Below are 13254 nucleotides of genomic sequence, written 5' to 3'. Positions count from 1 at the left end.
TTCCGGCGCCCGTTCTGTCACCCGTGGAGCCTAGGAGATTCGAACTCCTGACATCTGCCTTGCAAAGGCAGCGCTCTACCAACTGAGCTAAGGCCCCGAAAAGCGGACAGCACCGGACGCTTCAGCGTCTCGGTAACCGCCGCAGACCAGAGTACCGGGTAGACCCCGGAATCTTGCAAAAAGATGGGGACTCCCGATCGGCGACCACTCTCCGTAAGATGCTCGACGAGGTTCGCAGCAGCGAAGCCGCAGCGAAGGGGAGACGCCATGGATACAGCTCAGCAAGAGGCAACAGCAAGAGCCAGGGAGCTTCAGCGCAGCTGGTACGGAGAACCTCTCGGGGCGCTCTTCCGCCGGCTGATCGATGATCTCGGCCTGAACCAGGCCCGGCTCGCCGCGGTCCTCGGACTGTCCGCCCCCATGCTCTCCCAGCTGATGAGCGGCCAGCGGGCGAAGATCGGCAACCCCGCGGTCGTCCAGCGCGTCCAGGCTCTCCAGGAACTGGCCGGCCAGGTCGCCGACGGCAGCGTCAGCGCGGGAGAGGCCACCGACCGCATGGAAGAGATCAAGAAGTCCCAGGGCGGCTCCGTCCTCACCGGCACCAGCCAGACCTCCAACACCGGCGGCGCCCCGACCGTCCGGCGCGTGGTGCGCGAGATCCAGTCGCTGCTGCGGTCGGTCGCGGCCGCGGGTGACATCATCGATGCCGCCGACTCCCTCGTCCCGACCCATCCGGAACTGGCAGAGTTCCTCAAGGTGTACGGCGCAGGGCGCACCGCGGACGCGGTGGCGCACTACGAGGGACACCAGAGCTAGGGCCTGTCCTTCCATGCCCTAGGGCACTACCCCCAAGAACCGGGCACGAGCCGACACAGGACTGGGAGCGGGCGCAGCGCAATGGGTGAGGTCTTCGCCGGTCGGTACGAACTGATCGATCCGATCGGACGTGGTGGGGTCGGTGCCGTCTGGCGCGCCTGGGACCACCGGCGCCGCCGTTACGTGGCGGCCAAGGTCCTCCAGCAGAGCGACGCACACACGCTGCTGCGCTTCGTCCGCGAGCAGGCGTTGCGGATCGAGCATCCGCATGTGCTCGCCCCGGCCAGCTGGGCCGCGGACGACGACAAGGTCCTGTTCACCATGGATCTGGTGAGCGGCGGTTCGCTGGCGCATGTCATCGGCGACTACGGACCGCTGCCCCCTCGTTTCGTCTGCACGCTGCTCGACCAACTGCTTTCCGGATTGTCGACGGTGCATGCGGAGGGCGTCGTGCACCGGGACATCAAACCCGCCAACATCCTGATGGAGGCCACCGGCACCGGACGGCCGCATCTGCGGCTGTCCGACTTCGGCATCTCCATGCGCAAGGGCGAGCCGCGGCTCACCGAGACCAACTACGTGGTGGGAACGCCCGGTTACTTCGCGCCCGAGCAGATGATGGGCGCGGAACCCGATTTCCCCGCGGACCTCTTCGCGGTGGGACTGGTCGCGCTGTATCTGCTGCAGGGGAAGAAACCGGACGCGCGGGCCCTCGTCGAGCACTTCGCCTCGTACGGCACTCCCGGCGCCCCGGAGGGGATTCCCGAGCCGCTGTGGCAGGTCCTCGCGGGGCTGCTGCAGCCGGATCCCCAGGCCCGATTCCGTACGGCCACAGGCGCGCGCAAGGCGCTGACGGCCGCGGTCGACATGCTGCCCGAGCCCGACGCCGACGACGAACCGGTGGAGGTCTTCGATCAACTCGGGCCGCTGCCCACCGGCTTCGGCCCCGCCGGACCGATCACGGCCCCCCGGACCGCCGTACAGGACGCACAGCCCGCACAGACGGACCAGGCAGCCCAGCAGCCCGTACAGCAGCCCTACGCCCAGCCGCCGGTCACGATGTCGGAAACGGGCAGCTTCCACCTCCCGCCGCCTCCGCAGCAGCCCACACCGCTGTCCCATCCGGCGCAAGGGGTCACGCCCCCCGCACCGGCCCCGGCGTACACAGCTGCCCCGTTGCCCACGCCCGTGCCGGATCCTTCGCAGACCCCCACGGCCGCAGCGCAGCGCGAACCGGCTCTCACCCGTGCGTACACCGCCGGGCAGCCGCAAGTTCCCGCTCCCGGAGCAGGGGGTCCCCCGCACCTCTCTGCCGCTGTTCCCGCGCACACACCGCAGAAGCGTCCCGGACCGCCCCCGAAGGTGGCGGTCCCGGTCCTGCTGGTGGCACTGATCTGTTTCGCCGTGGGCATCTGGGCTCTGACCCAGAGCTGAACACGGCCGGCCGGGGCCCCAGCCGTACGCGACGGCGGCTGGGGCCCCGGCTACCAGGCCTGCGGCGGCCCTCCGTGCGGCGGTTGCCCGCCGTCGGCCGGGCCTCCCGCAACCGGACCGTTCGAACCGATCGGGGCCTTCGGGGCGGTCACCGCGCGGCGCCGTGCCAGCAGCGTCCACACACCCAGCCCGAGCACCAGCACCGCACCCACGCCGATCCCGGCCACGCCGACCATCCGCATGGTGTTGCTCTTGGCCGCCTCAGGGGCGCTCTTACCGCTCCTCGCCATGTCCCTGTCGTTCTGCGTGACCGAGAAGATCCCGGCGTCCCCCACGTACGGCGTCCTGCCCGCCGTCCCCTCGACATTGATCCTGAGGATCAGTGGAATCGCCTTGTCGCCGTACGACTTCGCGACCTTCGGGCTGAGCGTGACCGACAGGTAGTACCAGCCGGCGAATCGCATGGCGCTGACGCTGCTGGTGAAGTCGTAACGGTTCTCGTACGCCACCGGAGGCAGCGGATCCAGCGATACGGATGCGGGCTTGCCGGAGTACGACAGCGGGGTCGCGCTGTCGACATGGCCGTGCGCCGGATTGTCCAGGGACAGCGCGAGCGCACTGCCGATGTATTCGGTCGAGGCATTGTTGTTGCCCAGGTCCGCGGTGGCGAAGAGCTGCTGGCCCCAGTCCACCGGCACCCGGTAGAAGCGGGTCTGCCCCGGCGCGATGCGGTCGTGCCACTCGCCGGTGTCCAGGCTGGTCGCGTCGGAGTAGCCGGCGCCGCCCGGCCGGTTCTGCCAGGCGGCGGTGGGCGGCGTGGGCGAGGCGGACGGCCAGTTCTTCGGGGCCTGGGTCGGCATCGAACCGCCCGATTTCAGCTGCGGCTCCGACTCGTAGCGCAGTTCCAGGTCCCACTCGTCGGATGCCGAGGTGGCCTTGCTCTCCCGCTCGATCAGGACGTTGTACGCTCCGGCTTCCTGGCAGGTGCTGCCATCCTTCTCCTTGATCCGGTAGGCGTACGCCGCGATCGGACGGGGAAATTCCGCCGACCCGAACCGTGCGTCCTCCGAACTGCACTGCCGGTCCGCGCTGTCCCTGATGCTGACCGTGATGCCGTCCCCGTAGGCGACCTGGCCGCCGCCCTTCGGCACGGCCACCGCCGAGACGTACGCGTTCGTCTTCTCGTCGAGGTCCAGACGGTAGTAGAGCTTCTCGCCGCGTTTGATCGAGCTCTTGTGGACCGAACCGGGCGTGAGCGCCGACGCCTCGGTGCTGACCTCCGCACCGCTGACCTTCTTCGCCCCGGGAGCGAAGGTGTACGCAGCGGGCTCCGCGGCCGCGTACGCCTGCCCCGGCAGCGCCACCGCCGCGCACATCGCCGCGACCGCGACCAGCGCCACCCGGCCCCTGTTGCGCTGCCTCATCACGCGCTTCCCCTCGTCGTCCGTGCGGCCGGCCTGCGACGCCCGCGTACGAACACGCGCCCCGCGATCACCACCACTGCGCCCACCCCGGCAGCGGCCGCAATGCCGGTCCATCCTGCCCCGCCCGTACCACTGTTGTCTTCGGCACCGCTCGAACTGCCCTTCTTGTCCGCCTTCTTGGCTGCGGCAGAAGCATGGTGCTCGGGGCCGGCCGGCTCGTCGCCGAACACCGACACCGCAGCACCACACCGATCTGCGGGTTCCCCGCGAAATCGGCGGCCCTCGCCCCCCTTCGTGCGCGTACCGATGGCACCGCCCGCGGGCCGCAGAAGGCCCTCGGCAGGCTTCTGCAACGCCGGCCCGGCGGGGGAGTGTCACCCTTGGGCCGGGCGGCCGCCACAGCCCGCTTCACGGCTGTCCGGCCGAACCTTGCACCGGCTGTACGAGCCTGATGTCCGTGCAGCCCCGGGGACGGTCCGCGCCATACACCCGCAGCCCGGTCGGGTATCCGTCGGAAGGGCCGTCGACGACGTTGCCGACGGCCGTACGGGCGCTCTCCATCCGGGTACGCCCCGCGCCCCTCGACCGAAAACCCGGTCGATTTGCTCTAGCAACTCATCGATTTGCTTAGGTGAACTCAAGAACACAGCTGTCATGGTCCCGCAACAGCACGAAGCCCCGGCCGCTCAGCGACCGGGGCCCGCAATCAGACTGTTCTGTCTCACACACCCGAACCTGCGGGCACGGAGTCAGTCGCCTCCGTCCACAGATCCTGCTCGGCGCGATCCGCCTGGATCTGGCGGTACACGAGGAGCCCGCCGATGGCGGCCAGTGCGACCAGGAGAAGCTTCTTCACCGCGCGACCTCGTCTTTCCTTGACGTAGGGGACTTCTGCCGCCCGACTATACACACCGGCCGATATCGATCGGTGACCTGCCTGCGGCCCAACTGGCGCCCGGGGGAAAGCGATCATCCAAGGATCGTCCCGGGGATCGCCCCGGGCGGAGGACCCGGCCGCGCCGATCGCCACGCACAAGCCCGTCAAGGCCGGTTGAACCATACGAGTGGTGTTCATCTGAAGATCAGCGGATCAGTGGCGTCGGTCCATGAAATCGCGGACCACATCCACATCATCGGAAAGGTAGGCAAACCGGACCATCCGAAAGCGAGGGGCCATGAGCACCTTCAAGGCCAAGAACATCTGGACCGCCTTCGTCACCGCCTTTTTCGCACTCCTCGCCGCACTGGGGCTCATGAACGCACCGGCCGCGGCCACGGAGCCGAGCACCACCGAGCCGACCACCACGAACCATGAGCACACGGGTGCGACCACGGCAACCGCGACGGCCCTCTCGGTGCGATGGACCCTTCCGCGTGACAGGGCGCTGCCACCCACGATGAAGCAGCGCATCCGCGCTGAGGCGCACGGCTCCTCACCCGCCGCCCGGCATGTGTCCGCAGACACGACGGACGCCATGGAGACCAGGAACACCGTCCGTGCCGCCTACAGGTGCTCGGCGGAGGGCGCATCTCTCCTCCCGCCGTGAGAGCCGCGCAACTCACGCACAGAGCCCCCAAAGCCCGGTTCACACCGGCGGGGGCTTCTTCATGCGCTCAAGCCGCGTCGCGCCCCTTCCCTGCTCGGGGACAGCGCACGCATCCGCGCCGCCCAAGCCCCGGGAGGGCCCTCCCTGCGCGCTCCCGCCCCGCGACCGCGCCCCTCAACCCCGTGTCCTTTGCAGAGCACCCACATCCGGGAACACATCGCACCGACCACACGCAGAAGGTCCGGCATCTCCGAAGAGATACCGGACCTTCAACTGTCACTGTGGGGCTAACAGGATTTGAACCTGTGGCCTCATCCTTATCAGGGATGCGCTCTAACCAACTGAGCTATAGCCCCGCCGCGCTGCGCGCTGACCTCTGAAGATTAGCGCACGTCGGGGCCAGTCCCAAAATCGATACCCGGTGCCCTACTCGTCCTCGGCCAGCGTGAGCTCGACGCCGCCCACGAAACCCGCCGACAAGTTGTAGATGAAGGAGCCAAGCGTCGCCAGCGCAGTCGCCAGAACCACATCGATCACAGCGATGACCGAGGTGAAGATGAGGACCCGCGGCAGCGACAGGAACGACTGAAGATCGAAGCCGTTGTTCTCGTTCGAGCCGGTGGCCTCGCTGATCGTGCTGCCCACGGTGGAGAAGACACCCATCGCGTCCATGACCATCCACAGCACCGCGGCCGCCACCACCGTGCAGATGCCGAGCGCGATGGAGAGCAGGAAGCTGACCTTCATCACCGACCACGGGTCGGCCTTGGCCACCCGCAGACGCGCCTTGCGGGTACGCGGAGTGGTCTGCGCCCCGGTCCGCGGCCGCCCGGCCGCCTGAGCGGCGTCGGCGCCCTGCGTACGCTGCGGCCGGCCGCCCTGAGTCCCGCCCGCGGGCGAGGGGTACGCCTGCGGCGGGTGGTACGGCCCGCTCGCCTTCCCCGCTGCGGGCTCGCGCTCACCCGGCAACGGCCCGGTCTCGTAACCCTCGTACTGGGGCTGGCGCCCTCGGGTGTCCGTCACAGTGCCCCCTCGAGAGTCCGTGGCAGGGCCACGGGCACCGTTCGCTCCAGCTCCGGAAGCGGCCGAACCGGCGCCCGTGGCTCCACTCACGCTCTACTCCTCGTGCTCCCCGGCCGAAGGCGGCGTGCCTTCGGCATTGTCCTCAACCGTGCTCTCGGCAGCCTCCGCCGTCGCGGCCTCGGCGTCCTCGGACCCCTCGACCTCTTCGGCCTCGCGGCCGGCTTCGGCGTTACGAGCGATACCGACGACGGCATCGCGCTTGCCCAGATTGATCAGTTGGACGCCCATGGTGTCACGGCCCGTCTCCCTGACTTCATTGACTCGTGTTCGAATCACACCACCGCCGAGCGTGATGGCGAGGATCTCATCCGTCTCCTCGACCACGAGCGCGCCGACCAGCGAGCCCCTGTCCTCCACAATCTTGGCGGCCTTGATGCCCAGGCCGCCACGACCCTGAACTCGGTACTCGTCGACGGCAGTCCGCTTCGCGTACCCACCGTCGGTGGCAGTGAACACGAACGTACCCGGCCGGACAACATTCATCGAGAGCAGTTCGTCGCCTTCGCGGAAACTCATGCCCTTGACGCCCGAAGTGGCACGCCCCATCGGGCGCAGTGCGTCGTCCGTCGCAGTGAACCGGATCGACTGGGCCTTCTTGCTGATGAGCAGCAGATCGTCCTCCGCCGACACCAGCTCGGCACCGATCAGCTCGTCGGCCGTGCCTTCGGCGCCATCGGCCACCTCCCGCAGGTTGATGGCGATGACACCCCCGGAACGCGGCGAATCGTAGTCCTTCAGCGCGGTCTTCTTCACGAGACCGCCCTTCGTGGCCAGGATCAGATACGGCGCCGCCTCGTAGTCGCGGACCGCCAGGATCTGGGCAATCTGCTCGTCCGGCTGGAAAGCCAGCAGGTTGGCGACATGCTGACCGCGGGCGTCGCGGCCCGCGTCCGGGAGTTCGTACGCCTTCGCCCGGTACACCCGGCCCTTGTTGGTGAAGAACAGCAGCCAGTGGTGCGTCGTCGACACGAAGAAGTGGTCGACGATGTCGTCTTCCTTGAGCTTCGTGCCGCGCACGCCCTTGCCGCCGCGCTTCTGCGAGCGGTAGTCGTCCGTCTTCGTACGCTTCACATAGCCGCCGCGCGTGATCGTGACGACGATGTCCTCCTCGGCGATCAGGTCCTCGATGGACATGTCGCCCTCGAAGGGCACCAGCTTGGAGCGCCGGTCGTCGCCGAACTTCTCGACGATCGCCGCCAGCTCCTCGCTGACGATCTGACGCTGCCGCTCCGGCGACACCAGGATCGCGTTGTACTCGTTGATCTTCGCCTGGAGCTCGTCGTGCTCGGCCGTGATCTTCTGGTGCTCCAGCGCGGCCAGCCGGCGCAGCTGCATCTCCAGGATGGCGTTCGCCTGGATCTCGTCGATCTCCAGCAGGCCCATCAGGCCCTCACGCGCCACCTCGACCGTCTGGCTGCGCCGGATGAGGGCGATGACCTCGTCGATCGCGTCCAGCGCCTTGAGCAGACCCCGCAGAATGTGCGCCCGCTCCTCCGCCTTGCGCAGACGGAACTTCGTGCGCCGGACGATGACCTCGATCTGGTGCGTCACCCAGTGGCGGATGAACGCGTCGATCGAGAGGGTGCGCGGCACACCGTCGACCAGCGCCAGCATGTTGGCGCCGAAGTTGGTCTGCAGATCGGTGTGCTTGTACAGGTTGTTCAGAACGACCTTGGCGACCGCGTCCCGCTTCAGCACGACGACCAGACGCTGCCCCGTACGCGACGAGGTCTCGTCACGGACGTCCGCGATCCCACCGATCTTGCCGTCCTTGACCAGGTCGGCGATCTTCTGCGCCAGGTTGTCGGGGTTGGTCTGGTACGGAAGCTCCGTGACGACCAGGCACTGCCGGTTCTGGATCTCCTCGACCGCGACGACCGCACGCATCGTGATCGAGCCACGGCCGGTGCGATACGCCTCCTCGATGCCCTTGCGGCCCACGACAAGCGCACCCGTCGGGAAGTCGGGGCCCTTGATCCGCTCGATCAGAGCGTCCAGGAGTTCCTCCTGCGAGGCCTCCGGGTGCTCCAGGTACCACTGCGCTCCGTCCGCGACCTCACGCAGGTTGTGCGGCGGGATGTTGGTCGCCATACCGACCGCGATGCCCGCGGAACCGTTGACCAGCAGGTTCGGGAAGCGTGCCGGCAGAACCGTCGGTTCCTGGTTGCGGCCGTCGTAGTTGTCCTGGAAGTCGACGGTCTCCTCGTCGATGTCCCGGACCATCTCCATGGACTGCGGCATCATCTTGCACTCGGTGTACCGCATGGCAGCGGCCGGGTCGTTGCCCGGAGAACCGAAGTTACCGTTGGAGTCCACCAGCGGCATGCGCATCGACCACGGCTGTGCCAGTCGCACCAGTGCGTCGTAGATCGACGAGTCGCCGTGCGGGTGATACGTACCCATGACGTCACCGACGACACGGGCACACTTGTAGAAGCCCTTCTCGGGCCGGTAACCGCCGTCGTACATCGCGTACAGCACCCGGCGGTGGACGGGCTTGAGACCGTCCCGCACGTCCGGCAGCGCACGCGAGACGATCACGGACATCGCGTAGTCGAGGTAGGAGCGCTGCATCTCCGTCTCGAGCCCCACGGGCTCGACACGCATGCCCACACCGGCAGCGGATTCCTCTTCAGGTGTTACAGGGGTGTTCTCGTCGGCCATTGCTGGTCAAAGTCCTTTCGAGCGGCGGCTTGCTGGTACGACCGACTCAGATGTCGAGGAAGCGGACGTCCTTGGCGTTGCGCTGGATGAACGAGCGCCGTGCCTCGACGTCCTCGCCCATCAGCACCGAGAAGAGGTCGTCCGCCTGCGCCGCGTCGTCCAGCGTGACCTGGCCGAGGACTCGGTGGTCGACATCCATCGTGGTGACACGCAGCTCCTCGGCGTTCATCTCGCCGAGACCCTTGAAGCGCTGGATCGAGTCTTCCTTGATCCGCTTGCCGTTCTGCTTGCCCAGCTCGACCAGGGCGTCGCGTTCCCGGTCCGAGTACGCGTACTCGAAGTCGTCCCGGCCCCACTTGATCTTGTAGAGCGGCGGGCGGGAAAGGAACACGTGCCCGGCCTCGACCAGCGGACGCATGAAGCGGAAGAGGAACGTCAGCAGCAGGGTATTGATGTGCTGACCGTCGACATCGGCGTCCGCCATCAAGATGATCTTGTGATAGCGGAGCTTCTCGATGTCGAAGTCCTCGTGGACCCCGGTACCGAAGGCCGAGATCAGCGCCTGGACCTCGGTATTCTGCAGGATCTTGTCGACCCGGGCCTTTTCGACGTTCAGGATCTTGCCGCGGATCGGCAGGATCGCCTGGTACATGGGGTTACGGCCGGACTTCGCCGAACCACCGGCGGAGTCACCCTCGACGATGAAGATCTCGCACTTCGTCGGGTCGTTGGACTGGCAGTCACTCAGCTTGCCCGGCAGCGAGGCGCTCTCCAGAAGCCCCTTGCGACGAGTCAGATCACGCGCCTTGCGGGCCGCGACACGGGCCGTGGCCGCCGCGATCCCCTTGCGGATGATGTCGGCCGCCTCGTTCGGGTTGCGGTCGAACCAGTCCGTGAGCTGCTCGTGGACCACCTTCTGCACGAAGGTCTTCGCCTCCGTGTTGCCCAGCTTGGTCTTCGTCTGGCCCTCGAACTGCGGCTCGCCCAGCTTCACCGAGATGATCGCCGTCAGACCCTCGCGGATGTCGTCACCCGTGAGGTTGTCGTCCTTCTCGCGCAGCAGCTTCTTCTCGCGCGCGTACTTGTTGACCAGCGTGGTCAGCGCGGCGCGGAAGCCTTCCTCGTGCGTACCGCCCTCATGCGTGTGGATCGTGTTGGCGAAGGAGTAGACGCCCTCGCTGTACTGGGTGTTCCACTGCATCGCGATCTCGGCCGAGAGGAGTCGCTCCTTGTCCTCGGCCTCGATGTCGATCACCGACTGGTGGATGACATCGCCCTTGCGCGAGTTCAGGTACTTCACGAAGTCGACGATGCCGCCCTCGTAGTGGTACGTGACCGTGCGGACCTGCTCCGCCTCGGCGACCTCGGCCACCTCGGCGACCTCCGCGCCCAGCGTCGCCTTCGCCGACTCGCGCTCGTCGGTGAGCTTGATCGTCAGGCCCTTGTTGAGGAACGCCATCTCCTGGAAACGGCGCGACAGCGTCTCGAAGGAGTACTCGGTCGTCTCGAAGATGTCCCCGTCGGCCCAGAAGGTGACGGACGTCCCCGTCTCCTCGGTGGCCTCGTTGCGGGCCAGCGGCGCGGTGGGCACACCGAGCTTGTAGTCCTGGGTCCAGCGGTAGCCGTCCGTCTTGACCTCGACGGCCACCCGCGTGGACAGGGCGTTGACGACGGACACGCCGACGCCGTGCAGACCGCCGGAGACCGCGTAGCCGCCCCCTCCGAACTTGCCGCCGGCGTGCAGCACCGTGAGGACGACCTCGACGGCGGGCTTCTTCTCCGACGGCACGATGCCGACCGGGATGCCTCGGCCGTTGTCGACCACGCGAACCCCGCCGTCGGCGAGGACCGTGACGTCGATGGTGTCCGCGTGCCCGGCCAGGGCCTCGTCGACCGAGTTGTCGACGACCTCGTACACGAGGTGGTGGAGGCCTCGCTCACCGGTTGAACCGATGTACATGCCAGGTCGCTTGCGGACGGCGTCCAGGCCCTCGAGGACGGTGATCGCGCTGGCGTCGTACGAGGCGGTGGCCTCGACGGATGCCGATACCTCGCCCGAGGCGGTTACCTCGCCGCTCTCACCGGGTGTGGACAGAATGTTCTCGTTGGGGTTGCCGGAATCGGCCACGAAGCGCCCTCTCTGGCACAGCACAGGCCGTTCTCCGGACAGTCGGGAGCGGCTGCGTCGTTCGGCTTGTATCGACGACTCCCGCGAAGATGCGGGATTGTCCACCAGTCTACCGGTAGCACTGACACGAATGGGGGTTTGCCGGTACCTGAGTACGCATGTGCCGCCCTGAATCAGCGCCTGACGACTCCCCATATTCAGGAAGGGCCCCCAAGAGGCTCACGCGGGCATTGAGCGCTTCGGCCTGTCAACCTCCCGCTACCGTGAGGGACGCCCCACCCTCCCCGCGTGGTTTCAACCACCACACACCGGCACAACACGGTCGCGGCGGACAGCACCGCCGAGAGGACAACACGGGGCCGGGACTGAATCCGGAATACGGCCCCACAGAGCGCGGGAACAAGAAGAAGGCCAGTTCAGACGCCTCAGCCGTACGAGACGTCTCAGCCGTACGTATCGCCGGGACCGGTGCTGCCCGGCGCCCTCAACGGACCAAACCTGCGCTGCGGACCGCCCGGTCCCAACACCTTGATCAACCGCACCGTGCCATGCCCGAGATCCGCATTCAGCCGGGCCACCAGCTGGGGAGCCAGCAACCGCAGCTGCGTCGCCCACGCCGTCGAATCGCACTGCACCGTCAGCACCCGCGCGTCCGGATCCTCGTCATACCGCAACGGCACACAGTGATTGGCCAGATCCTCACCGACGATCTGCGGCCAGCGCCCCATCACCCCACCCACCGCCGCAGGCGTCTCCCAGCCACGCTCAGTGATCAGACGATTGATCGCAGCACCCAGCGGCAACGGATCACGCCCATCTGCCCGCGCCCCCGAACGCAGCCCCCCACCCCGCCTGGCCTGATTCTTCTGCTGCGCCGCAGCACCGCGCGCCCGCGCCTGCTCCTTGGCCGCACGCAACGCCACCCGCGCCAGATCGACGCCCGACGGCTCCGGCCGCATCCCTTCCACCGGCCGCTCCTGCGACCGCTCCCCGGAAGCCCCGAACGCCTCACCACGGCCGCTCACAGCCGCTCCACCCCACCCGCGGACACCGCATACCGCGTCCCCGCCAGCGCACCCGGAACATCGTCGTCCACCGCAGCCGTCACCAGCACCTGCTCGGCCGGAGCCACCAACTCCGCCAACCGCTCACGACGACGCGCATCCAGCTCGGCAAAGACATCGTCCAGCACCAGCACCGGCTCATTGCCCTCGCCGCGCAGCAAATCGTACGAAGCCAGCCGCAGCGCCAACGCATACGACCAGGACTCACCATGGCTCGCGTACCCCTTGGCCGGCATCCCCCGCAACCCCAGCAACAGATCATCACGGTGCGGACCGACCAACGTCACACCCCGCTCGATCTCCTGCTTACGCACACCCACCAGGGCCGCGATCAGCTGCTCGTACAGCTCCTCACGCGTGTGCGCCGAATCCATCCCTGCACCGACCGAACTCCGGTACTCCAACGCCACCGGACCACCGCCCGGCGCCACATCCCCGTACGCCTTGTCAGCCAGCGGCTGCAACGCAGCGATCAGATCCAGCCGCTGTGCCAGCAGCTCCGCACCCACCCGGCCCAGATGCTGGTCCCACACATCGAGCGTGGACAGATCCATCGACCGGCCACCGTGCCTGCGCGCCATCGCTGCCGACTTCAGCAGAGTGTTGCGCTGCTTCAGCACCCGCTCGTAGTCCGAACGCACCCCCGCCATCCGCGGCGAACGCGCCGTGATCAGCTCGTCGAGAAAACGCCGACGCTCTCCGGGGTCCCCCTTGACCAGCGCCAGATCCTCCGGCGCGAACAGCACCGTACGTATGATTCCCAGCACATCACGGGGCCTGACCTGCGACGACCTATTGACCCGGGCCCGATTGGCCTTGCCCGGATTGAGCTCCAGCTCGACCAGCTGCGAACGCTCGCCCTGCGTCACGGCGGCCCGGATGACAGCCCGGTCCGCGCCCATCCGCACCAGCGGCGCATCGGAGGAGACCCGATGGCTGCCGAGTGTCGCAAGGTAGCCGACGGCCTCCACCAGATTCGTCTTGCCCTGGCCGTTGGCCCCCACGAAAGCAGTGACGCCCGGATCGAGAGGTACCTCGACCCGGGCGTACGAGCGGAAGTCGGCCAGCGAGAGATGCGTGACATGCATGGCTGA

The 13254-nt window shown here is 67.7% G+C and carries 11 protein-coding genes and 2 tRNA genes; 3 read left to right on the top strand and 10 right to left on the bottom strand.

Annotation, left to right across the window (positions count from 1 at the left end):
* Positions 1-24: 24 nt before the first annotated feature.
* Positions 25-97: transfer RNA gene (locus ACH4EW_RS06055), tRNA-Ala, on the bottom strand.
* Between the two features lie 170 nt (positions 98-267).
* On the opposite strand from ACH4EW_RS06055, the gene ACH4EW_RS06050 reads away from it, so the two are divergent.
* The gene (locus ACH4EW_RS06050; protein WP_398252019.1) at positions 268-816 is read left to right on the top strand and encodes a helix-turn-helix domain-containing protein; all 549 of its coding nucleotides are present in this window, start codon (positions 268-270) and stop codon (positions 814-816) included.
* A gap of 81 nt (positions 817-897) precedes the next feature.
* Positions 898-2250 (top strand): protein kinase, encoded by a 1353-nt coding sequence (locus ACH4EW_RS06045; RefSeq protein ID WP_398252016.1) that lies wholly within the window; start codon positions 898-900, stop codon positions 2248-2250.
* Positions 2251-2300: 50 nt separating this feature from the next.
* On the opposite strand, the gene ACH4EW_RS06040 is transcribed toward ACH4EW_RS06045, so the two are convergent.
* From ACH4EW_RS06040 to ACH4EW_RS06030, 3 genes are all read right to left on the bottom strand, one after another.
* Entirely contained in the window at positions 2301-3674 is a 1374-nt protein-coding gene (locus tag ACH4EW_RS06040) for a hypothetical protein (protein WP_398252014.1), read from the bottom strand.
* Positions 3674-3910: a hypothetical protein gene (locus ACH4EW_RS06035; protein WP_398252011.1), complete on the bottom strand. Its 237-nt coding sequence runs from the start codon at positions 3908-3910 to the stop codon at positions 3674-3676. The genes ACH4EW_RS06040 and ACH4EW_RS06035 overlap by 1 nt, the downstream gene beginning before the upstream one ends.
* A gap of 485 nt (positions 3911-4395) precedes the next feature.
* On the bottom strand, positions 4396-4530 hold the full coding sequence (locus tag ACH4EW_RS06030) for a DLW-39 family protein (RefSeq protein ID WP_003958712.1): 135 nt from the start codon (positions 4528-4530) through the stop codon (positions 4396-4398).
* 319 nt (positions 4531-4849) lie between these two features.
* On the opposite strand from ACH4EW_RS06030, the gene ACH4EW_RS06025 reads away from it, so the two are divergent.
* Positions 4850-5221 (top strand): DUF6344 domain-containing protein, encoded by a 372-nt coding sequence (locus ACH4EW_RS06025; RefSeq protein WP_398252008.1) that lies wholly within the window; start codon positions 4850-4852, stop codon positions 5219-5221.
* Between the two features lie 282 nt (positions 5222-5503).
* Here the strand turns inward: ACH4EW_RS06025 and ACH4EW_RS06020 are convergent.
* The 6 genes from ACH4EW_RS06020 to recF all read right to left on the bottom strand — a co-directional run bounded on the left by ACH4EW_RS06020 (position 5504) and on the right by recF (position 13248).
* Positions 5504-5577: transfer RNA gene (locus ACH4EW_RS06020), tRNA-Ile, on the bottom strand.
* Positions 5578-5647: 70 nt separating this feature from the next.
* A complete protein-coding gene (locus tag ACH4EW_RS06015; RefSeq protein ID WP_398252005.1) occupies positions 5648-6244 on the bottom strand; it encodes a DUF3566 domain-containing protein in 597 nt (198 codons plus the stop codon).
* Positions 6245-6337: 93 nt separating this feature from the next.
* Positions 6338-8968: a DNA gyrase subunit A gene (gene gyrA / locus ACH4EW_RS06010; RefSeq protein WP_398252002.1), complete on the bottom strand. Its 2631-nt coding sequence runs from the start codon at positions 8966-8968 to the stop codon at positions 6338-6340.
* Between the two features lie 46 nt (positions 8969-9014).
* Positions 9015-11120, bottom strand: coding sequence for a DNA topoisomerase (ATP-hydrolyzing) subunit B (gyrB, locus tag ACH4EW_RS06005; RefSeq protein ID WP_398251999.1), 2106 nt, complete (start codon positions 11118-11120; stop codon positions 9015-9017).
* Between the two features lie 419 nt (positions 11121-11539).
* Positions 11540-12121 carry a DUF721 domain-containing protein gene (locus ACH4EW_RS06000; protein WP_398251996.1) on the bottom strand — a complete coding sequence of 194 codons (582 nt, stop codon included), beginning with the start codon at positions 12119-12121 and terminating at the stop codon, positions 11540-11542.
* Positions 12118-13248: a DNA replication/repair protein RecF gene (gene recF, locus ACH4EW_RS05995; RefSeq protein WP_398251993.1), complete on the bottom strand. Its 1131-nt coding sequence runs from the start codon at positions 13246-13248 to the stop codon at positions 12118-12120. The genes ACH4EW_RS06000 and recF overlap by 4 nt, the downstream gene beginning before the upstream one ends.
* Between the last annotated feature and the right edge of the window lie 6 nt (positions 13249-13254).

It is taken from the genome of Streptomyces sp. NPDC018000 (assembly GCF_044328025.1).
Lineage (GTDB): Bacteria > Actinomycetota > Actinomycetes > Streptomycetales > Streptomycetaceae > Streptomyces.
This window is presented reverse-complemented; position numbering and strand designations above follow the sequence as displayed.